We start from the raw sequence: 20,447 nt of genomic DNA, 5'->3' as shown, positions 1-20,447 counted from the left end.
GTCGCCGGCCGGCCACGCATTCAAGTCGGAGGCGCGGTCGTACATGCAGGCAGAATCACCGGAACAGGCGGGCGCGCTCGACGAGGCGGCCTCCGCCTTCGTCGAGCTGCGTCAGCGCCTGTTCGGCATCGCCTATCGGATACTCGGCAGCGCGTCCGAGGCCGAGGACATCCTGCAGGAAGTCTGGTTACGCTGGCAGGGCACCGACCGGGCGGCCGTCGACACCCCCTCGGCGTTCCTGGCCGCGATCACCACCCGCCTGTCCATCAACGCCGCCACCTCCGCCCGTGCGCGCCGCGAGACCTACATCGGCTCCTGGCTGCCGGAACCCGTGGACACCAGTGCCGACCCCGCGCTCGGCGCCGAACGTGGCGCAGCGCTCCAACTCGCCGTCCTGCTGCTGATGGAGCGGCTCAGCCCGGCCGAGCGGGCCGCGTACGTCCTGCGTGAGGCCTTCGCCTACCCCTACCGCCAGATCGCGGACGTCCTCCGGCTCACCCCGGCCAACGCCCGCCAGCTCGTCAGCCGCGCCCGCAAGCGGCTGGCCGCCGTCCGGCGCGAGCCGATCGGCAAGGGCGAGCACCGGCAGCTCCTCCAGGCCTTCGTCGACGCCGCCCGGACGGGGAACATCGCCGCCCTGGAAGACCTCTTCGCCGCGGACATCGTCAGCTCCGCCGACGGCAACGGCCTCAGGGGGGCCGCCCGGTTCCCGCTGCTGGGCGGCGATCGGGTGGCGCACTTCGTGGCCGCGTTCGCGCCGAGGTTCTGGCCGGGTGCCGAGATGGAGTGGGTCGAGGTGAACGGGCTCGCCGGCGTGCTCGTCCCCGGCGGCCGCACCGGGGTCGCGCTGCTCGCCATCGAGGCCTCGCCGCAGGGCATCCACCACCTCATGTGGATCGTCAATCCCGACAAACTGCACGCCTTCGAACGGTCACGCGAGCGGTCGGGCGGAGGTGTCACAACCGGGGGCGCCGCCCGGCCCTAGCGGGGTGTCACAACCAGCCGGGCTGTCCGGTCATAGCCGGATGTCACAACCCGACCGGCTGCCCGGTCTTAACTGCGACACCCGAAAGAACAGAGGACATCGTGCGGACGACCCCGTTGGCCGACCACCGCGTCGGCCCTGCCACGGCCTGCGAACAGGAGCAGCCCCGCCGCTCGCAGGCGGACCCTCCCGGCTGCCAGGACGGTGGGACATGACCGGGGCGGGCGCCGAGTCGCTGGCTGAGATGCTCGACGAACGCCAGCACCTGCTCGAGATCGCCCTGTGGATGTTCGGCTCGGAGGTCACGGCCGACCACATCGTCCAGGAGACCTATCGCCGCTGGTACGCCCTCGGCGACGAGGACCGCGCCGGCATCGCGGTGCCGCGCGCCTGGCTGACGCGGGTCGCCGGCAGCATCTGCCTGGAGCTGCTCGCCACCCCCGGCGGCGTGTGGCACCCCGTCCCGTCCGCCGCGCCCCCCGCCGGGGATCCGGTACGCCGGCCCGAGCCCACCCCCGGTCTGGCCCAGCTCCAGGCCAGGTCCCGCCAGGCCATGCGGGCCGGGCACGACCGCGTCGTACGCCGGTTCGCCGCGGCCTGCGACGCGGGTGACCCGGCCGGGCTGCGGGCGGTCCTGGCCAGGGACGTGCTGGTCGTGAGCGACGGTGGCGGCAAGCTGCGCGCCGCCGTGCATCCGACGTACGGCGCGGACGCGGTGGCCCGGTTCGTCACCGCCCTGCTGACCGGCCGGCCGGCCACCGAGGTGGCCGTCGGATCCGTGAACGGCCGGGCGGGCCTGGTGCTGCGCCGGGCGGGCCGGGCCGTGGCGGTGGTCAGCGTGAGCGTCGCCGGGGCCGAGGTCACCGCCGTTTGGATCGTCCTGAACCCCGACAAGTTGGAGCGCTGGCATCGCCCATGACTGACGTGCCCCCGTTACAGAGCTCTCATTCGCCGCTGAAAGGCGTACCGGTGACCGACCTGAACCTGACCGCGGACCACGACTACGGCGGCCCCGCGTTCAAACCGCTCTACACCACGCGCGTCGGGGTGACCGGCGGCAGCGCCGCCCACGGCCGCGTCAGCGGCCGGGCCCGCTCCGCCGACGGCGCCCTCGACCTGGAGTTGCGGATGCCGGAGGAGCTGGGCGGCGACGCCCCGGGGCCGAACCCCGAACAGCTCTTCGCCGCCGCGTACGCCGCCTGCTTCCACGGCGTGCTCAGCCTGCTGGCCCGCCGGAGCCTCCTCGACCCCGCGACGATCGCGGTGGAGGTGGCCGTCGCCGTCGGCCGCGACCCCGCCGACGGCGGCTACCAGCTCCGCGCCGACCTCGTGGTGGACTGGCCGGGAGTCGAACGCGACACGGCCGCCCCGCTGCTCACCCAGGCGGCCACGCTGTGCCCTTACACCAAGATGACCCGCCAGGGCATTCCGACCACGATCATCTTCACCTCCTGAGGAGTGGTTGACGAAGCCCAGCAGGCACCTGACCGGAGACCCTCCCCCGCCGCCCGCCCCTGACCTCCCAGCCGCGCGAACCGGACACCTATCCGCCCCTGGTCGGCCCGGCCAGCCCGGCGCGCCGGGGACAGCCCGGCACAGCACGGGCAGCGCAGCACGGGTCGGCGCGGGCGGCCCGGGCCCGTGGGGTGGCACGGGAGCGCGGGCCCGTGGGGCGGCGCAGGCCGGGCGGCGCAGCACGGAAGGTGGCGGCGTGGCAGGCGCAGCGAGGCGAGCGCGGGATCGCCGGCCGGGCCAGGAGGCGGACGTGTCGCGGGGCGGGGCGGGAGGTGGGGTGCTGTCGTGGAGGGGGTGGGCGGGCGGGATCGTGGTGGAACGGGTTGCCGGTAAAGGGCACCATGGAGGGTGTCATCCGATTTGCCCCCGTTTTTGAGGAATCCCCCATGAGTGCACATGACGTCCAGGTGATGCGGCAGGCGGTGCTGAGGTTCCTCGGCTCGCTCGACACCGAGCGGCGGGCCGCGGCGACGGCGCCGTTCGGCTCGCCGGAGCGTACCGAGTGGTCCTATCTCCCCGGCCCCCGTCCGGGGCTGCCGCTGGTCGAGATGACCTCCGCCCAGCAGGACCTGGCGCTCGCCCTGCTCGACGCCGGCTGCGGCGTGGCCGGCGCACGCACGGCGAGAGGCGTCATCGAGCTTGAGCGCGTCCGCCGCCGCCTGGTCACCGGGGTGGACGAGATCGACGGCGACCGCTACTGGTTCCGGGTGTTCGGCGAGCCGGGAGGGGCGGCCCCGTGGGCGTGGCGGGTCAACGGCCACCACCTCGCGGTGCACATCACGGTCGTGGGCGACTCGATCACGGTCACGCCGAGCTTCCTGGGCGCCGAGCCGGCCATGGTCCTGTCCGGACCGCAGCGGGGTCTGCGGCTGCTCGCCGAGGAGGAGGAGATGGGCCGGGCCCTGCTCGCCGAGCTCTCGCCGTACCAGCGCTCGATCGCGATCACCGATGAGGTGGCCCCCGACGACGTCCTCACCCGCAACGACCCCGTGGCCGAGCTCGACGGGATCCCCCGCGGGCTGTCCTACGCCGACATGTCGGCGCCGTCGAGGGACCTGCTCGAACGGCTGGTCCGCCGCTACTTCGACCGCGCCCCCGGCTGGTACGGCGAGACGTGCTGGCGCGAGGCGGTGGACGCCGGCCTCGACAAGGTGACGTTCGCGTGGGCGGGATCGGACCAGCGGGGGCAGGGCCACTACTACTGCGTCGTCGGCCCCACGTTCCTGCTGGAGTACGACAACACCCAGGACGACGCCAACCACATCCACTCCGTGTGGCGCGACCTGCGCCACGACTGGGGCGGGGACCTGCTCGCGCGCCACTACGCCGACCACCACTGACGGCCGGGCCGCGGCGGGCCGGATCCGGCGCCCGCCCGCCGCGCACCAAGGCTCCTCAGGCAGGCGTCAGGCCAGCTTCTCCAGGACCGGTACGACGTCCGCCGGCGAGGGCAGCGCGGCCATCTCGGCCCGTACCTCCTCCGCCGCCCGGCCCATCCGCTGGTCGCCGGTCAGCCGGCGCAGCGCGTCGCGGGCCGTCTCCACCGAGACCTCGGACGGGTCCAGCACCGCGGCCAGGCCCCGCCGTTCCAGCAGCGGCGCGTGCAGGTACTGGTCGCCCCCGTGCGGCAGGACGAGCTGCGGGACGCCCGCCGCGCACGAGGTCAGCATGGTGGCCGCGCCGCCGTGGTGGACGATCCCGGAGCAGGTCGCGATCACGTCGGCGATCGGCAGCCAGGTGGCGGCGCGCACGTTGGCGGGCAGTTCGGGCAGGTCGGCGGGGTCCGCGCCGCCGAGGGCCAGGACCAGCTCGATGTCCAGGCCCTGTGCCGCGGCGACGAAGTCCTCCAGCACGCCGATCCCGGCCCACCTCGGCACCTCCGTGCCGAGGGTCACGCACACGCGCGGGCGTTCCGGCTTGTGGAACATCCACGGCGGGCGGGCGGCGTCGCCCCCGCTGTACGGGACGAACCGGATCGGCCGGTCGAGCTCGACGTCGGGGTCGAGCAGGCTGGCGGGCATGGGGTCGAGCACGACGGCGGGCTCGACGGGCCAGGAGCGGACCCCGTGGCGCTCGGCGGCGGGCCGGACTTCGGCGCGCACCGCGTCCCGGATCTCCGCCGGGACGGGCAGGCCCAGGTGGTAGCAGACGGCGGGCACGCCACGGGCCGCCGCCACGATCGGGCCCGCGTACTCCAGTGACGAGTGCACCACGAGATCCGGTCCCCAGCCGTCCGCCAGGGCCACGAAGCGGTCGACCACCCGGTCGGTGAAGTCGCCGAACAGGCCGCCGAGGAAGCCGGTCAGCTCGAAGCCCGCCGCGGCGGCCCGCTGCTCGTGCTCGCCGAAGACGGCCATGATGTCGCCACCGGGGTAGCCGTCCACGGCGGGCAGCCCGGCCTTGCCCATGGCGTGCAGCGAGTGGCCGCTGGTGCCGGCCAGTACGTCGTGGCCGGCGGAGCGGGCCGCCCAGATCAGCGGGACGAGGCTCAGCGAGTGGCCGAGCCCGGGTGACATGGTGAAGAGAATCCTCATCTCAGCTCGTCTCCTCGGGGAAGTGGCGCCGGTCGATGACGCGCCCGAGGACGCGGTCGAGGACGTCGGCGAGGATGCCCTCGCGGTCGCTCCCCGGCGGGGCGTCCCGCTCGGCGCGCCAGGCGATGAAGCCGTCGGGCCGGACGAGCACCGCGCCGCGGCCGCTCACGCCGTACGCCTTGGCCCAGGGCTCGTCGGTGATCAGGTGGGTGTCGAGGGGCAGGCCGCGCCGGCCGGCGGCACGGGCGGCGGCGTCGGCCCAGGGGGCGCCGTCCCCGCCCGTGAGCAGGGTGAGATCCTTGCCGAGCAGGTCGAGCGTGGAGACGCCGGAGTCGAGCACGACGTGCGGCGCCCGCGTGCCCGGCCGCCCGGAGGGGGCGTTCACGTCGTCGTAGTCGCCGATGTCGTAGTCGCCGATGTCATGGTCACCGTCGCGGGGCCACTGCTCGCCCGGCTCGGGCAGCACCGCGGCGGACCGGTAGCGGTAGCCCATCATCACCGTCAGGTCGTCGGCGATCGGCACCGCCGCCACGTCCCCGACGGCCGGGTTCTTGAACCGGTCGAGCGAGCGCGCGACGGCCTGGTCCACGGTGAACCGGCCGACCGGCAGCCGCTCGGCCTCGTACGTGCGCAGCAGCCCCGGGCCCGCCCGGCCGGCCAGCACGTACGCGAGCTTCCAGGCCAGGTTGTGCGCGTCCTGCACCCCGGTGTTGGCCCCGAACCCGCCGGTGGGCGGGTGCACGCGGGCCGAATCCCCGGCGAGGAACACGCGCCCGGAGCCGAGGGACGCCGCGACCCTGGCCGCGAGCTCCCACGGCAGCCGGCCGAGAATCTCGACCTCAAGGTCGGGAACGCCGACCGCGGCCCGTACCAGGGCCACGCAGCGCTCCTCGGTGAACTCCTCCTGCTCCCCGCCGGGGAAGTACATGGCGTCGAGCTGCCAGCGCTCGCCGTCGGTGCCCAGCACGCCCATGACGTCCTCGTTCATCACCTGGCAGTGCATGAACGCCCGGCCGCGCAGCGCCTCGGTCAGGTCGGCCCGGAACAGGATGGCCATGTTGTGCACCATCGTCCCGATGCCTCCGGTGGGGATCCCGAGCGCCTGGCGTACCTGGCTGGTGTTGCCGTCGCAGCCGACGAGGTAGCCGGCGCGCACGGTCCGCCGGGCGCCCGTGCGGCGCTCCTCCAGCACGGCCGTGACCCCGTCGCCGTCCTGCTCGAAGGAGGCCAGCCGGACGCCGAACCGCACGTCGGCGCCGAGTTCGACGGCGCGGGCGCGCAGCAGCGGCTCCAGCTTGTCCTGGGGGCACGGCGCCCAGCCCGTGGGGCTCACCGGGCTGGAGTCCTCGAAGACGCCGTGCAGGTACGGCATCTCGAACCACTCGTGCTCCTCCCCCGCCAGGCTCTCGGCGCGCAGGATCCCGCTGGAGCGCTGCCTGCCCTCCAGCCGGCGCTGCGCCGCGCGGATCGCGGGCTCCAGGCCGACCGACCTGTAGAGCTCCATGGTGCGGGGGTTGACGCCCCAGGCCCGGGCGTAGATGGAGGTGTCCTCGTGCCGCTCCACCAGCAGCGGGGTGACGCCGTGCCAGGCGAGGAACACCGCCGTCGACAGGCCCACCAGGCTGCCGCCCGAGATCAGGACGGGAACGTGCTCGTCGTACATGATCGTCTCCCCGTAGGTCAGCTGAGAACGGTGCGGAGGTGCGCGTCGAGGGCGGCGGCGTCGTCGAGCGGGGCGTGGCCCGCGAGGTAGCCGTCGGGGCGCACCAGGCAGGCGATCGGCCGGCCGGCCGCGCCGTAGGCCTCGTGGATCAGGCCGGTCACGTCACGGAGGGTCCCGCCGCCCCCGGTGGTCGCGCTGCGGAAGGCGTCGGCGTCCCTGTTGGGCACGTCGCGGGCGTCGGCGTTGCGGGTGGTGACGACCTTGACGGCGACACCGGCGCGGGCGTAGCCGCTCAGCCGCCGCTCCGCGGCCGGGTCGAGGCCCCCGCCCGCGAGGACGAGGAGCGTCCACTCCGACCCGCTCAGCAGCCTGAACAGCCGCGTGACATCCCCGTCGCGGGTCACGACGGGCGCGTCGAACGCCCGCTGCCCGGCCGCCGGGCTCACGCCGGGGCAGGACGGGCCGCTCAGCGCCCCCTCGGCGTAGTCCACGGGCGGCTCGGTGCGGACCAGCGGCCGGCCGCCCCTGCGCCGGTGCCCCTCCCGGAACATCGCCTCGGCGTCGGGTTCGAGGCTCCCCGTCAGCAGCCATCCCGTACGGGCCAGCTGCTCCCGGGCCACGGCCCGCCGCTCGGCCTCGTAGGTGTCGAGCAGCCGGGGCGAGGCCGTCCCGCCGATCACCGACGCCAGCTTCCACGCCAGGTTGGCGGCGTCCTGGATGCCGGTGTTCATCGACTGCACGGGCAGCGGGAACGTCCTGGCCGCCTCGCCCAGCAGCAGGCAGCGCCCGACGCGGTAGGCCGCGGCCAGGACGCCGGCGGGCCGCACCCGCCAGGGCCGCCCGGGCTCGGACAGCGTCAGCCCGGCCCCGGCGATCTCGCGCAGGACGGCCTCGACGTCGCGGACGTCGCCCAGGTCGCCCGGCCGGCTCATGAACAGCCGGTGCCGGCCGCCGGGCAGCGGCACCAGGCCCGCGTGGGTGCGGGGGCCGTGGAAGATGTACTCGGTGTGCGGGTCCAGCGGGTACGGCGAGCCCACGGTGACGTCGAGCTGCAGCCAGGTCACGTCCGGATAGGCGGTGACCTCGCACCCGATGCCGAGCGAGGCCCGGGCGGTGCTGCCCGCCCCGTCCGCGGCGATCACCCATCCGGCCCGGGTGCCGCCCGAGGACAGCCACGCGGTGGCCCCCCGGTCGTCCTGGTCGAGGCTGAGCAGGTCCGTCCCCCACTCGACCTCGACCCCGAGCCCGCTCAGCCGCTCCAGGAGCAGCGTCACCGTGGTCTCCTGCGGCACCAGCAGCGGCGTCGGCCACGGGCCGTGCTCCTCGCGGATGTCGATGGCGATCGGCTCGGCGCCGAACGGCTGCCACACCTTCGTGGTGAACGCCACGCCGGCGGACAGGTAACGCGCCATCGGCAGGCCGAGCGCGTCCAGCACCTCCAGGGTGCGCGGCCAGACGTTGGGGCAGCCGGTGCCGCGCGCGGGACCCCGCGCGCGGTCCACGACCCGGCAGGCCACCCCCCGGCGGGCGAGCTCGGCCGCGGCGGTCAGCCCCGCCGGTCCGGCCCCGACGACCAGGACGTCCATGTCAGCAGGCCAGCAGGTAGCGGTGGAGCTCCCAGTCGGTGATCTGGGAGTGGTAGGCGGCGAACTCCTCCTGCTTGACCGCCGCGTAGTAGTCGCAGTATTCGCCGCCGGGGACCTTGCCCAGCGCGGCCCGCAGCACGGCGTCCTCGCTCAGCTCCGCCACGGCGTGCACGAGCGTCCGGGGAAGGGGTTTGCCCCTGCCCTGCCCGTCGTGCTCGAGGTTGTGCGGGTTCGGGGGGCCGGGGTCGAGCTGCCGGTCGATCCCGTCCAGCCCCGCGGCCAGCAGTCCCGCCAGCGCCAGGTAGGGGTTGGCGGCCCCGTCCACGCACCTGGCCTCGACCCGGCCGGGCGCGGGCACGCGCAGCATCTGCGTGCGGTTGTTGCCGCCGTAGGTGGCGTACCCGGGGGCCCAGCTGGACCCGGACGCGGTGGCGGCCCCCGCCCCCAGCCGCTTGTAGGAGTTGACGGTCGGGCAGGTCAGCGCCATCAGGCCGGGCGCGTGCTCCAGCACGCCGGCCACGAACGACCGGCCGAGGCCGGACAGGCCGAGCCCGTGGGCGTCCTGCCCGGCGAACAGCTCCACCCCGTCGTCGCCCCACAGGCTGAGGTGGAGGTGCAGGCCGTTGCCGGTCAGGTGGCCGAACGGCTTGGGCATGAACGTGGCGATCTTTCCCTCCCGCCGGGCCAGCATGTGCACCATGTACCGCAGGAAGATCACCCGGTCGGCGGTGGTGAGCGCGTCGGCGTAGCCGAAGTTGTGCTCGAACTGCCCGTTGGCGTCCTCGTGGTCGTTGGAGTAGTTCTCCCATCCCAGCCGGTTCATGGCCCGGCTGACGGCGGCCAGGTGCGCGAAGTTGCGCGAGGCGGCCCGCGCGTCGTAGCACGGGGAACCGGCGTCGTCGAGAGGGTCGGCGACCTTGAGCCGGCCCGCCTCGTCCCGCTCCAGCAGGAAGTACTCCGGCTCGGCCCCCGCCTTGAACACCATCCCCCTGGCGGCCAGCCGGTCCAGCTGCCGCTTGAGGATGACGCGCGGCGCGTACGGCCAGGGCTCCCCCTCGACCCGCAGGTCGCACTGGACCACGGCCAGGCCGTCCTGCCAGGGGGCCGGCATGTAGGAGCCGGGGTCGGGCATGGCCACGACGTCGGGATCGGCGGGCGACTGGCCCAGCCCGTCGGCGGCGTGGCCGGCGAAGCCGATGCCCTCGCGCATCAGCAGGCCGGCGGTGCCGGCGGGGACGAGCTTGGCGCACGGCTTGCCGTGCAGGTTGACGAACATCACGAGCAGGAACTCGACGCCGTCGCGGGCGATCGCGGCGGCCAGCTCCTCCGCGTCACGGGGCGGTGCATAGGTCATCGTGGGCTCCCCTACAGTGACAGGCGGACGTCGTAGTCGCGCAGCCAGGCGTTGAACTGCAGGACCATCTCCAGGTTGGAGCGCTGCACCCAGGCGCCCATGCCGGTGGCCAGCTCGTCGGGGTCGGCCAGCACCTCGCGCGCCGCCCGGGCGTCGTAGAAGCCGGCGGCGGGGGCGGCGGGGTCGGCCTCGAAGCGGGCGAACTCGGCGCACAGCGCCCGCGCGTACGCCGGGTCCTGCGTCACCGGGTACGGGCTCTTGCGCCGCTCCAGGATGGAGGCGGGCAGCAGGTCGGCCGAGGCGGCCCGCAGCAGGCTCTTCTCCCTGCCGTCGAAGCTCTTCAGCGCCCACGGGGTGTTGAAGACGTACTCCACCAGGCGGTGGTCGCAGAACGGCACGCGGATCTCCAGCGCGCCCGCCATGGCCAGCCGGTCGGTGCGGTCGAACAGGACCGGCAGCCAGCGGGTGATGTGCAGGTGCAGCAGCTCGCGCATGCGCCGCTCGTGGCCCTCCTCGCCGGGCAGGTACGGCACGTCGGCCAGCGCCTCCTGATAGCGCTGGGCGGTGACGCCGGGGATGTCGAGCTTCTCCAGCAGGCCGGGTTCGAGCAGGCCGGCGCCGAGGCCCGGCCAGGTCGGGTCGACGAGCTGGCCGATGGCCACCCACGGGAAGGTGGGCGCGTAGACGAGCTGGGGCGCGTGCACCCAGTTGAAGCCGCCGAAGATCTCGTCGGCCGTCTCGCCGGAGAGCACCACCACGGTCTCGTCGCGGACTTGGCGGGCCAGCAGGTAGATGGAGGCGTCCCCGTCGCCCATGGGGGTGGGCAGGTCCTGCGCGCGCAGGGTGGCCCGCCGGGTGTCGGGGTGCATCATCTGCTCGGGGGTGAGCAGGATCTCCTGGTGGCGGGCGCCGATGTGCCGGGCCATCTCGCGGGCGTAGGGCGCGTCGGGGGTGTCGCGGACCTCGTCGGGCTCGAAGTTCTCGGTGTAGCCCTGGAAGGTGAGCGCGTACGTCGGCATCGACTCCACGCCCTGGCGGCGCAGCTCGCGGGCGGCGATGGCGGCGATCACGCTGGAGTCGAGGCCGCCGGACAGCAGCACGCCGAGCGGCACGTCGGAGACGAGCTGGCTGCGGACCGACTCCTCCAGCAGGCCGCGCACGGTGTCCACGGTCGCGGCCTGGCCGTCGGTGTGCGGCCGGGACTCCAGGCGCCAGTAGCACTCGTGGTGCGCGCCGCTCTCGCGCAGCACCATGACGTGGCCGGGCTCGACCTCCCGCATGCCCTTGTAGACAGACGCGCCGGGCGTCTTGGCCTGGACGAACAGCTCGCGCAGGCCGTCGAGGTCCACCTCGGGCGCCAGCCGGCCGGAGGCGAAGATCGCCTTGGGCTCGGAGCCGAACACGATGCCGCCGGGGACGCGCGCGTAGTGCAGCGGCTTGATCCCGAGGTGGTCGCGGACCAGGACGAGCTGCTCGTTGCGCAGGTCCCAGACGCCGAAGGCGAACATGCCGTTCAGGTGCTCGCCGCACCGGGTGCCCCACTGCAGGTAGGCGCGCAGCGCCACCTCGGTGTCGCAGTTGGAGCGGAACCGGTGGCCGTGCGACTCCAGCTCGATCTTCAGCTCGCGGTAGTTGTAGATCTCCCCGTTGTAGGTGATCACCGCGATGGCCCGGCCGTCCTCCTCGGCGACCATGGGCTGGCCGCCGCCGGGGATGTCGATGACCGCGTTGCGGGTGTGGCCGAGCACGGCGTGCCGGCCGACCCAGATCCCCCTCCCGTCGGGGCCCCGGCAGGCGATCGCGTCGGTCATGGCCTCCGCGAGACCGGACTCGCGGGAAAGGTCTCCATCAAAGTCCACCAAACCGGCGATTCCACACATATGCGCTTTCCTTCCTCTTCACCGGTGACAGTCGAGGTGCTGGAAGACGATCCACTTGCCGACCACGTAGCCCTGGCCGGAGATGCTGAAGGAGGTGTCACCCGTCTTCCTGATGACGTCCTTGTACGGCGCCTCGAACCCCGGCCCGAGGATGCGGCCCTCGAACAGCAGGCCGCCGTCGCGCCAGCCGGGCGCGTACTGCTCGGTGCGGTTGCCGATGCTGTCGAAGAAGAACCCGCTGTAGCGGTTGTGCGCGCTCTCGAAGCCCCACATCCAGGTACCCGAGGCCGGTCGCGGATTGTCCTTCGTCCGGATCTCCCGCAGGTCGAACATCAGCCAGCTACCGTCGTGCCGGACCTCGACCCGCGCCGTGGCCTCGACCGGGAAGGACTTGCCCTCGGGCGAGGAGTTGCGCCCCGCGCACCGCCACGCGCCGGCGAAGAAGGCCATGCTCTTCAGGGCCTCCGCGGGCGCGGGCCCCTTCGGCGCGGCCGCCTGGGGCGGGCCGACGGTCACCCCCTGCCCTGCCCGGCCGCCTTCCGCCAGGACGAACCCCGCGGTGGCGATGAGCCCGGCGGCCGCGACCGATGTGACGATCGCCAGGCGGACCCGCTTCGCTGCCATCGAAACCTCCTTGAGCTGCGGCCTCCGCATCGTCGCAACCGTCTCTAGGGGCGGCATCGAGGCCGTCTGGAAGCCGCCCGCGGGGTTCACCGGGCGAGCTCGACCTCGGCCAGGCGGGGCGGGAACACCCATTTCTTGTAGGACCAGAACCGGAAGGCCGCGCCGAGGGCGACACCGACCACGTTGGCGGCGATGTTCTTGGCCAGCAGGTCGTCGAGCTGCAGGACGTACACCGTGAAGCCCAGGCAGAGCAGGGAGATGCCGGCCGCGACGCCGTTGAGCGCGGCGAAGCGCACGTACTCGCGGGCCAGGCCGCCGCGCTCGCGGTGGCGGAACGTCCAGTGCCGGTTGCCGAAGTAGGCGAACGTGGTCGCCACGACGACGGCGACCACCTTGGCGGTCAGGTGCCCCTGGTCCTCGCCCAGCACCATCCACAGCAGGTTGGTGCCGCCGACGTCGATCACGTACGCGACCGCCCCCACCGCCCCGAACGCGGTCACCTCGTGCGCCAGCCGCGAGACCCGGCGCGATACCCGCGACGGTTCGGCGGTCTCCGGGACGCGGCGGGACCGGACGGCCCCGGCGAGGAGCAGGGAGAGCCCGCCGATCACGAATACGCTCCCGAGCAGGTGCCCGGCCACGCCCTCCGGATAGATCACCGGATAGGGGCTGGCCAGGTAGAACAGGCCGCCGGTGTACATCAGCGTGATGAAGGCGGTGAAGGCCCACATCCGCGCCGAGCGGGCCCGCCGCGCCGTCGTGTAGAGCAGCGCCAGCACGGGCACGATCCACGACCAGTGGTGATGCCAGCCGATGGGCGTGACCATCGGCGCGGTGATCCCCACGGCCAGCAGGCCCTCGACGGTGTGGCCGCTCCGGTGCAGCCGGAACGCCACCCACAGCCCGGCGGCCAGGACGACCGCCGACAGGACCAGCCCGAGGGTGCCCGCGTCGGGCGCGTGCAGCAGCCTGGCCACGACGCCGTGCAGCGACTGGTTGAACGTCACGTGCACCTCGCCGACGCGCGCCACGTCCCACAGCAGCCCGGTCCAGTACGTCCACGTGTCGGCGGGGAACAGCAGCGCGCCCGCGAGCACCGTCCCGGCGAACGTGATCGTCGCGGTGATGGCGGACCTGCGCTGCCCGGTCAGGAACAGGTGGACGATGAAGACGGCCGGCACGACCTTGATGCCCGCCGCCAGTCCGACCCCGACGCCGCGCCACGCGGCCCCCTCGGGCCGGATCAGGTCTGCCAGGACGAGCACCACCAGCAGCACGCTCACCTGGCCGAGCATCATCGTCTCGGCGACCGGGTTGAGGAAGAGCAGCAGCGGGGTCACCGCGAGCACCATGCGCAGGCGGCGCCGCTCGGGCCGGACGGCCCGGTGGACCAGCCACACCAGCGCCACCAGGCTGACCACGGTGAGGACGTGCATGACCGCCCCGAACGCGGAGACGGGCAACAACGACAACGGCGTGAACAACAGGGCGGCGAACGGCGGATAGGTGAACCACAGCACGATCTCCATCTGGTCGGCCGTGCCCTGCTCCGCCACCAGCGGCGTCCCGTACAACGACTGGCCGGACCTGGCCAGCTCGCCGCCGAAGTGGTAAACCCGCAGGTCGCCCAGCCACCATGGCACCCCGCCGAGCAGCATCCACAGGACCGCGACGATGGCCCCCACCGTCAGGGCGACCAGGCCGGCCCGCATCAGCCGATGGGCTCTCTCGCTCATCGTGGACATCCCTTCAGTTCAGATAGGTACCGGCCACCAGCAGCGCGACCAGGACGACACCGGTGACGAGCAGTTGCCGGTCGCGGAACACCAGCTCTTCGGGCGCCTCGCCCTGACCGCTGTCGATGAGCAGCGCGTAGCGCAGGACGATCGCGACGAACGGCACGATGCTGAGCGTCAGCAGCGCCAGCCCGATCCCGTCGTGCCGCTGGAAGACCCACAGGCTGTAGGTGACGATCATGGCTCCGGACGACATCGCCTGGACGTGGGCGAGATACCGGGCCGAGTACGCGGTCAGCGTCGCCCTGGTCCGCCCCGACCCGGCGTGCCGCAGCTCGGCCGAGCGCTTGCCCGCGACCATGAACAGCGACCCGAGGGAGACGACCGCGTAGAACCAGACCGAGATCGGCACGCCCACGGCCACCGCCCCCGCGACCGCCCTGATGACGAACCCGCCGGCGACCCCGATCAGGTCGAGCACCGGGACGTGCTTGAGCCAGAACGTGTACGCCGTGGTGAGGGCGACGTAGCCGCCGACCGCCGCCGCCAGCCCCGGCCCCGCGAGCAGCGCGGAGCCCACGGCCGTGAGGATCAGCACGGCGCCCAGCGCGGCGGCCACGCCGACGGGGACGATCCCCGCGGCGACCGGCCGGAACCGCTTGACCGGGTGCAGCCGGTCGGCCTTGGCGTCGGCGGCGTCGTTGATGAGGTAGGTGCCGCCGGCGGCCAGGCAGAGGACGGCGAACGCGCCGAGCGTCAGCCCTCCGCCGCGCACCGTGAAGAGCACGCCGGCGGCTCCCGGCGCCGCCGCCACCAGCACGTTCTTGACCCACTGCCGGGGCCGGCAGGCCCGCACCAGGCCGCCCAGGAGGGCGGCGTGGCGGCGGGCCGGCGTCCCGGCGCGGCGGACGGCGTCAACGGGCGCCATGTCCCTCGCCGCTCTCCACAGCAGGGCTCAGCTCGGGAAGGGGCCCGCGCCTGCGGTACACCTCGGCGAGCGCGAGCAGCAGCACCCCGGCGATCACGAAGGAGGCGGCCAGCAGCTGCGCCCCGGGGCTCAGCCCGTAGCCCTCCAGCGGGTTGAACGAGGCGAACATGTACGGCCTGAGCATGAAGACCAGCACCACGAACGTCGTCAGCGCGTACAGCCACCTGGACCGCACCCGGCGCGACATCGTCCACAGCAGGATCAGCACGGGGACGATCCACACCCAGTGCGCGATCCACGAGAACGGCGAGATGAGCAGCATCGCGATCGACACGACCAGGATGCCCTCGAAGTTCATCGACCTGCGGTGCAGGCCCGCGCCGATCGCGAGGGCGGCCACGAAGGTGAGGGCGGCCAGCGCCAGCCAGAGCAGGTTGTTGTCATCGTTGCCGAGGAACCGCACGACCACCCCGCGCAGCGACTGGTTGTAGGTGAACTCGGGGATGAACACCCGGTCCGGCTCCCACATGGCCGAGGTCCAGTAGCGCAGGGAGTCGGCGGGCAGCACCAGGAAGGCCACGCCGACCGTGGCGAGGAAGGTGACGGTCGCCGTCACGGCGGCCTTGAACTGCCGGGTGACCAGCAGGTAGACGATGAAGATCCCGGGCGTGATCTTGATGCCGGCGACCAGGCCGACCAGGATGCCCTTGCCCCGGGCCCCGTCAGGGCGCATCAGGTCGAGGAACGCCAGCAGGATGAAGATGTTGATGTTGCCGACCTGCACGTCCTGCAGCACGGGGTCGAGCAGCTGGACCACCGTGACGATGACCGCGGTGAGGACCAGGCGCCGGCGCCCGTACGGCACGCCGACCGCCTTCAGCGACACCCACACCACGCCGCCGAGCGTGAGCATCTTCAGCGTGCTCCAGACCACGCTCAGCACGTCCACGCCGAGGAAGCTGAACGGGGTCAGCAGCAGCGCGGCGAAGGGCGGGTAGTTGAAGGGGGCGTTGAACTGCAGGTCCGGGCCCAGGGGCGGGGCCACGACGTCGTACAGGTCGCCGCCGCCGCGCAGGACGACCTCGCTCGACATGTAGTAGACGTTCCAGTCGGCCATCCACCAGATGATCGTGCGCTGGGCCGCCCAGAGCAGGATGGACAGGGTGATCGCCACGCCCAGCGCGAAGGCGACGGGACGGATCCATCGGGCCCACGTCCCCGCCGGGGTGTCCGGAGGTCGGGTGGTCTTGGTGGTTGTGGTCATGACATCTCCTCATTTCGGGGGTGGGCCCGCCTACCGGGGGAGCCGCCGCCAGAGGGGCCGGGGGATCGTGCGGAGTCCTGCGAAGAGCACTTTCAGCGGGGCCGGCACCCAGACCGTGAGCCGGTCCAGGCGCAGGCCCTCGGCCACGGCACCGGCGACCTGCTCGGGTGTGGTGGCGAACGGCGCCGGGGGTTGGCCCTCGGTCATGCGGGTGCGTACGAAGCCGGGGCGTACCACCATGACTCGGGCCCCGCTGCCGGCCAGCGCGTCGGCCAGCCCGTGGGCGAACGCGTCGAGCCCGGCCTTGGCGGCGCCGTACGCGAAGTTCGACCTGCGGACCCGGACGCCGGCCACCGAGGACAGGACGACCAGGGTGCCGTGGCCCTGGGCGCGCAGCAGGCCGGCGGCGTGCAGGCCGGTGGAGACGTGGCCGGTGAAGTTCACCGTCGCGGCCCGGGCGGCGGCGCGGGGGTCGCGCTCGATCGCCGCCTGGTCGCCCAGCACGCCGAAGGCGGCCACCACCACGTCCACGTCGCCCAGCCGCTCCCGGGCGGCGCGGAAGACGGCCGCGTGCCCGCCCGGGTCCGCGGCGTCGAAGGGGATCGTGTGCACCTCGTCGGCGCCCGCCTCCTTCAGCGCCGCGACAGCCTGCGTCACGTCGGCCCGCGCCGTGTGGACCCCCGCCGCGTCGCCCTGCGCGGTGTCGGCCTGCGCCGTTTCACCCTGCGCAGTGTCGGCCCGCGCCGTGTCGGCCCGCGCCGTGTCGGCCCGCGCCGTGTCGGCCCGCGCAGTGTCGGTGTCGCGCTGCGCCAGGACGACCCGGCGGGCGCCGTCGCGGACCAGGCGGGCGGTGATGGCCAGCCCGATCTCGCTGCGGCCGCCGAGCAGCAGCACGGTCGCGACCGTCCCGAGCGCGTTCTTCATGACAGCACCCCTTCGTGTCCGGTCCCTCGGCCGGAGAGCGCCAGGCGGCGCGCCAGGTCCGAGACGAGCAGGCCGTCCGGGTCGGCGGCCCGCCGCGCGGCGTTCCACTCGGGCAGCCGCGGGTACATCCGGGCCAGGACCGACGCCGGCATCCGCGAGTCCTTGGCGAGATAGACGCGCCCGCCCGCGCCGGCCACCAGCTCGTCGAGCCCGGCGAACAGGCGGCCCAGCCGGGGGTCGCCGGCCGGCAGGTCCAGGGCGAGCGTCCAGCCGGGCATCGGGAACGACATCGGCGCCGGATTCCCCGGGCCGAACCGCTTCAGCACGGCCAGGAAGGACGCCACGCCCGCACCCGACAGCCGGGCCACGGCCTCGCGCAACGCCTCCTCGGCGCCGAACGGCACGACGAACTGGTACTGCACCAGACCGCGCGGCCCGTACAGCGCGTTCCACCCGCGCACGCCGTCGAGCGGGTGGAAGAAGGCGCCGATGCCCTGGATCTCGTTCCGGCGCAGCCGGGGGGCCTTGCGGTACCACGCCTCGTTGAAGGCGCCGACCGTGAGCCGGTTCAGCAGGCGGGGCGGCGCCCAGCCGGGGGCGCGCAGCCCGCGGCCCGGCGCGAACGCCAGCGGGTCCTTTCTCGCGCGCCGGGGCAGCTCGTCGCGGCGCGCGTGCCGGCCGCGGGTGAGCACTCCCCTGCCGGTCGCGCGGCCCCGCGCGGTGAGGTCGATCCAGGCGACCGAGTAGCGGTGGTGGGCGTCGGTCGCCGCCATGACCTCCAGCATGTGGTCGAGGTCGCGGGTCCGCTCGGTGTCGGCGCACACGTACGAGGTCTCCACCGGCACGCACTGGACGACCGCCTCCGTGATCACGCCGGTCAGGCCCATCCCGCCGACCGTGGCCCAGAACAGTGCGGGGTCGGAGTCCGGCGTGACCGTCCTGACCTCGCCGCCCGGCAGCACCAGGGTGAGGCTTCTGACGTGGTGGCCCATCGAGCCGTCCACGTGGTGGTTCTTGCCGTGCACGTCGGCCGCGACCGCGCCGCCCACGGTGACCCGGCGGGTCCCGGGCGTCACCGGCACGAACCAGCCGTGCGGCAGCAGGGCGCGCATCAGCGCGTCCAGGGTGACGCCGCCGCCGGCCGCGCACAGCCCCGTCTTCCGGTCCAGGTTCATGAACGGGGGCAGGCCGGTGCAGTCGATCACCAGGCCGCCGGCGCACTGGGCGGCGTCGCCGTACGAGCTGCCGAGACCGCGGGCGATGACACCGCGCGCCCCGGGGGCGGCGAGCAGCTCGGCCACCTCGTGCACCGAGCGCGGCCGGGCGACGGACGCCCGGGTGGGCGCCGTCCTGCCGAACCCCGTGAGCAGGGCCTGTGCGATCTCCATGAGCGTCCTTCGATCCGGTGGGCCCCCGTCGGCTCCGGGGTGCAGGCATCGTCGCAACCGGGATTAGGAGCCAGATCGAGAACTCCTGGAGGCCCCCGCGGGCCCGTCGAGCGGACCTCTAGGTGCCCCCTAGGCGCTGCTGTGACGCTGCGGGCAGGACACGTCCAAGGAGGAGCGATTCATGAGCGACGCACGGACCCGTTTCGAGGAGCTGCGCCCCGTCATCGACGGCAGCCCGCAGGACGAGCTGCTCAGCCACATCGGTGCGCAGCCCGGCGGCATCGACGGCGTGCTCGGCCTGGTCTTCGAGTTGACGCCCGAGAGCTTCAGGGCGGAGAAGGCACGCAAGGGCGAGGGCACCTTCCAGTACGAGATCACCACGCCCGAGGGCCCGAAGTTCTACCACGTGTCGGTGGACCACGGCACGTGCGCGGTCGGGCAGGGGCAGCTGGACTCCCCCAAGGTCACGATCGGCGTGGACCTGGGCGACTTCCTCAAGATGACCACGGGGAAGCTGGCGGGGCCGCAGGCGTTCATGACCGGCAAGCTGAAGGTGTCGGGCAACACCTTCTTCGCCATGAAGTGGCGTGACTGGTTCACCACTCTCTAGAACCCGCACGAAGAAGGCGCTCCCGGAGCCCGGGAGCGCCTTCTTCGCGTCCGCTCAGGCGGCCGGTTCGGCCCGCTTCCTGGCGGCCTCGGCCAGCATCCTGTCGACCAGCGACGTGGTGTGCTCGCCGGCCCTGAACTGCGGGTCGGCCAGGATGCGGCGCAGGAACCCGATCGTCGTGCGCACGCCCTTGCCGGTCACCGTGAACTCCTGCAGCGCCCGGTCCATCCGGGCGATCGCCTGCTCCCGGTCCGAGCCCCAGACGACGACCTTGGCCAGCAGCGAGTCGTAGTCGGGCGTCACCCGGAAGCCGGGCCGCGCGTGCGTGTCCACCCTGACGAACGGCCCCGCCGGCGGCTGGAACTCCGCCAGCAGCCCCGGCGTCGGGATGAAGCCGCGGTCGGCGTCCTCGGTGATGACCCGGCACTCGATCGAGACCCCGCGCGGCTGGACGTCCTCCTGCCGGATCGACAGCGGCTCGCCGGCCGCCACCCTGAGCTGCTCGGCCACGATGTCGATGCCGGTGACCATCTCGGTGACCGGGTGCTCGACCTGGATCCGGCAGTTGATCTCCATCAGGTAGAAGGACCCGTCGGTGTCCACCAGGAACTCGAACGTGCCCGCGCCCACGTAGCCGACGGCCTGGCAGCCGCGGACGGCCATCTCCCCCATGCGCCCGCTCAGTCCGGGCGGCAGCCCGGGGCCGGGGGTCTCCTCGACCAGCTTCTGGTGCCGGCGCTGCACCGAGCAGTCCCGCTCGCCGAGGTGGACGGCGTTGCCGTACGTGTCGCACAGCACCTGCACCTCGATGTGCCGGGCTTTTTCCAGATATTTCTCGACGTACACCCGGCCGTCGCCGAAGACCGCCTGCGCCTCGGCCCGGGTGCGCTGGTAGGCGGAGCGGAAGTCGCGCGGGTCGTGGATCACCCGCATGCCCCTGCCCCCGCCGCCCGCCGCAGCCTTGATGATCACCGGGTAACCGATCTCGTCGGCGAGCTCGGCCGCGGCCATCCCGTCGGCGATCGTCTGGTTGCTGCCCGGCAGGACCGGCAGCCCGGCCGCCGCCATGACGGCCCGGGTCTCCGCCTTGTCGGCCAGCCGGGCCATCACCTCCGGCGGCGGCCCGATGAACGTGATGCCGTTCCCGGCGCAGATCTCCGAGATGTAGGGGTCCTCCGACAGGAACCCGTACCCCGGGTGGATGGCGTCGGCCCCGGTGCGCAGGGCGGCCTCCAGGATGGCGGGCACGTTCAGGTAACTCGCCTTGGGCTGGGGCGGGCCGATCTGGATGGCTTCGTCGGCGAACCGGGTCACCGCGGAGTCGCGGTCGGCGGTGGAGTGCACCGCGACGGTGCGGATGCCGAGCTCCCGGCACGTCCGCGCGACCCGCAGCGCGATCTCACCTCGGTTGGCTATGAGGACGGTGCTGAACATGGGCTCCCTATCACGGAACGTT

17 protein-coding genes are annotated in these 20,447 nt (G+C 73.4%); 5 read left to right on the top strand and 12 right to left on the bottom strand.

Translation table 11 applies throughout. The features are described from left to right. Positions 1-43: 43 nt before the first annotated feature. The 4 genes from AB0J69_RS28825 (at position 44) to AB0J69_RS28810 (ending at position 3,840) form a co-directional block, all read left to right on the top strand. Positions 44-985 carry a sigma-70 family RNA polymerase sigma factor gene (locus AB0J69_RS28825; protein WP_364123291.1) on the top strand — a complete coding sequence of 314 codons (942 nt, stop codon included), beginning with the start codon at positions 44-46 and terminating at the stop codon, positions 983-985. Positions 986-1,196: 211 nt separating this feature from the next. Beyond that, positions 1,197-1,904 (top strand): hypothetical protein, encoded by a 708-nt coding sequence (locus tag AB0J69_RS28820; protein WP_364123289.1) that lies wholly within the window; start codon positions 1,197-1,199, stop codon positions 1,902-1,904. Between the two features lie 50 nt (positions 1,905-1,954). Then, positions 1,955-2,440, top strand: coding sequence for an Ohr family peroxiredoxin (locus tag AB0J69_RS28815; RefSeq protein ID WP_364123287.1), 486 nt, complete (start codon positions 1,955-1,957; stop codon positions 2,438-2,440). A gap of 446 nt (positions 2,441-2,886) precedes the next feature. Continuing rightward, positions 2,887-3,840: a DUF3500 domain-containing protein gene (locus tag AB0J69_RS28810; RefSeq protein ID WP_364123285.1), complete on the top strand. Its 954-nt coding sequence runs from the start codon at positions 2,887-2,889 to the stop codon at positions 3,838-3,840. A gap of 66 nt (positions 3,841-3,906) precedes the next feature. On the opposite strand, the gene AB0J69_RS28805 is transcribed toward AB0J69_RS28810, so the two are convergent. The 11 genes from AB0J69_RS28805 to AB0J69_RS28755 form a co-directional block, all read right to left on the bottom strand. Then, positions 3,907-5,034 carry a nucleotide disphospho-sugar-binding domain-containing protein gene (locus AB0J69_RS28805; protein WP_364123283.1) on the bottom strand — a complete coding sequence of 376 codons (1,128 nt, stop codon included), beginning with the start codon at positions 5,032-5,034 and terminating at the stop codon, positions 3,907-3,909. 1 nt (position 5,035) lies between these two features. Then, a complete protein-coding gene (locus tag AB0J69_RS28800; protein ID WP_364123281.1) occupies positions 5,036-6,697 on the bottom strand; it encodes an FAD-dependent monooxygenase in 1,662 nt (553 codons plus the stop codon). Positions 6,698-6,714: 17 nt separating this feature from the next. Beyond that, on the bottom strand, positions 6,715-8,283 hold the full coding sequence (locus AB0J69_RS28795; protein ID WP_364123279.1) for an FAD-dependent monooxygenase: 1,569 nt from the start codon (positions 8,281-8,283) through the stop codon (positions 6,715-6,717). A gap of 1 nt (position 8,284) precedes the next feature. Next, positions 8,285-9,637 carry a type III glutamate--ammonia ligase gene (glnT, locus tag AB0J69_RS28790; RefSeq protein ID WP_364123277.1) on the bottom strand — a complete coding sequence of 451 codons (1,353 nt, stop codon included), beginning with the start codon at positions 9,635-9,637 and terminating at the stop codon, positions 8,285-8,287. A gap of 11 nt (positions 9,638-9,648) precedes the next feature. Next, positions 9,649-11,517 carry an asparagine synthase (glutamine-hydrolyzing) gene (gene asnB, locus AB0J69_RS28785; protein WP_364123275.1) on the bottom strand — a complete coding sequence of 623 codons (1,869 nt, stop codon included), beginning with the start codon at positions 11,515-11,517 and terminating at the stop codon, positions 9,649-9,651. Between the two features lie 18 nt (positions 11,518-11,535). Beyond that, complete coding sequence (locus AB0J69_RS28780) at positions 11,536-12,141, bottom strand: DUF1579 family protein (protein ID WP_364123273.1); 606 nt, start codon at positions 12,139-12,141, stop codon at positions 11,536-11,538. 86 nt (positions 12,142-12,227) lie between these two features. After that, positions 12,228-13,877, bottom strand: coding sequence for a glycosyltransferase 87 family protein (locus AB0J69_RS28775; protein WP_364123271.1), 1,650 nt, complete (start codon positions 13,875-13,877; stop codon positions 12,228-12,230). Between the two features lie 13 nt (positions 13,878-13,890). After that, on the bottom strand, positions 13,891-14,805 hold the full coding sequence (locus tag AB0J69_RS28770) for a decaprenyl-phosphate phosphoribosyltransferase (protein WP_364123269.1): 915 nt from the start codon (positions 14,803-14,805) through the stop codon (positions 13,891-13,893). Next, complete coding sequence (locus AB0J69_RS28765) at positions 14,792-16,069, bottom strand: glycosyltransferase 87 family protein (protein WP_364123267.1); 1,278 nt, start codon at positions 16,067-16,069, stop codon at positions 14,792-14,794. The genes AB0J69_RS28770 and AB0J69_RS28765 overlap by 14 nt, the downstream gene beginning before the upstream one ends. A gap of 30 nt (positions 16,070-16,099) precedes the next feature. Continuing rightward, the gene (locus AB0J69_RS28760) at positions 16,100-16,993 is read right to left on the bottom strand and encodes an SDR family NAD(P)-dependent oxidoreductase (RefSeq protein WP_364123265.1); all 894 of its coding nucleotides are present in this window, start codon (positions 16,991-16,993) and stop codon (positions 16,100-16,102) included. Next, entirely contained in the window at positions 16,990-18,381 is a 1,392-nt protein-coding gene (locus AB0J69_RS28755; protein WP_364123263.1) for an FAD-binding oxidoreductase, read from the bottom strand. Before AB0J69_RS28755 ends, AB0J69_RS28760 begins: the two co-directional genes overlap by 4 nt. A gap of 181 nt (positions 18,382-18,562) precedes the next feature. Between AB0J69_RS28755 and AB0J69_RS28750 the strand changes: the two genes are divergently transcribed. After that, positions 18,563-18,991, top strand: a complete 429-nt coding sequence (locus AB0J69_RS28750) for an SCP2 sterol-binding domain-containing protein (protein ID WP_364123261.1) — start codon at positions 18,563-18,565, stop codon at positions 18,989-18,991. Between the two features lie 54 nt (positions 18,992-19,045). On the opposite strand, the gene AB0J69_RS28745 is transcribed toward AB0J69_RS28750, so the two are convergent. Beyond that, the gene (locus AB0J69_RS28745; RefSeq protein ID WP_364123259.1) at positions 19,046-20,425 is read right to left on the bottom strand and encodes an acetyl-CoA carboxylase biotin carboxylase subunit; all 1,380 of its coding nucleotides are present in this window, start codon (positions 20,423-20,425) and stop codon (positions 19,046-19,048) included. Positions 20,426-20,447 lie beyond the last annotated feature (22 nt).

It is taken from the genome of Nonomuraea sp. NPDC049709 (assembly GCF_040674815.1).
Classification (GTDB): Bacteria; Actinomycetota; Actinomycetes; order Streptosporangiales; family Streptosporangiaceae; genus Nonomuraea.
Note: the sequence above shows the minus strand (reverse complement) of the source record. Positions and strands in the feature narration are given on the sequence as shown.

Excerpts from the sequence above, each read along its gene's own strand:
- AB0J69_RS28810 (WP_364123285.1), top strand. The coding sequence starts at position 2,887 with ATGAGTGCACATGACGTCCAGGTGATGCGGCAGGCGGTGCTGAGGTTC.
- AB0J69_RS28825 (WP_364123291.1), top strand. The coding sequence starts at position 44 with ATGCAGGCAGAATCACCGGAACAGGCGGGCGCGCTCGACGAGGCGGCC.
- AB0J69_RS28775 (WP_364123271.1), bottom strand. The coding sequence starts at position 13,877 with ATGAGCGAGAGAGCCCATCGGCTGATGCGGGCCGGCCTGGTCGCCCTG.
- AB0J69_RS28760 (WP_364123265.1), bottom strand. The coding sequence starts at position 16,993 with ATGAAGAACGCGCTCGGGACGGTCGCGACCGTGCTGCTGCTCGGCGGC.
- AB0J69_RS28795 (WP_364123279.1), bottom strand. The coding sequence starts at position 8,283 with ATGGACGTCCTGGTCGTCGGGGCCGGACCGGCGGGGCTGACCGCCGCG.
- AB0J69_RS28755 (WP_364123263.1), bottom strand. The coding sequence starts at position 18,381 with ATGGAGATCGCACAGGCCCTGCTCACGGGGTTCGGCAGGACGGCGCCC.
- AB0J69_RS28805 (WP_364123283.1), bottom strand. The coding sequence starts at position 5,034 with ATGAGGATTCTCTTCACCATGTCACCCGGGCTCGGCCACTCGCTGAGC.
- AB0J69_RS28770 (WP_364123269.1), bottom strand. The coding sequence starts at position 14,805 with ATGGCGCCCGTTGACGCCGTCCGCCGCGCCGGGACGCCGGCCCGCCGC.
- asnB (WP_364123275.1), bottom strand. The coding sequence starts at position 11,517 with ATGTGTGGAATCGCCGGTTTGGTGGACTTTGATGGAGACCTTTCCCGC.
- AB0J69_RS28750 (WP_364123261.1), top strand. The coding sequence starts at position 18,563 with ATGAGCGACGCACGGACCCGTTTCGAGGAGCTGCGCCCCGTCATCGAC.
- AB0J69_RS28800 (WP_364123281.1), bottom strand. The coding sequence starts at position 6,697 with ATGTACGACGAGCACGTTCCCGTCCTGATCTCGGGCGGCAGCCTGGTG.
- AB0J69_RS28820 (WP_364123289.1), top strand. The coding sequence starts at position 1,197 with ATGACCGGGGCGGGCGCCGAGTCGCTGGCTGAGATGCTCGACGAACGC.
- AB0J69_RS28780 (WP_364123273.1), bottom strand. The coding sequence starts at position 12,141 with ATGGCAGCGAAGCGGGTCCGCCTGGCGATCGTCACATCGGTCGCGGCC.
- AB0J69_RS28745 (WP_364123259.1), bottom strand. The coding sequence starts at position 20,425 with ATGTTCAGCACCGTCCTCATAGCCAACCGAGGTGAGATCGCGCTGCGG.
- glnT (WP_364123277.1), bottom strand. The coding sequence starts at position 9,637 with ATGACCTATGCACCGCCCCGTGACGCGGAGGAGCTGGCCGCCGCGATC.
- AB0J69_RS28765 (WP_364123267.1), bottom strand. The coding sequence starts at position 16,069 with ATGACCACAACCACCAAGACCACCCGACCTCCGGACACCCCGGCGGGG.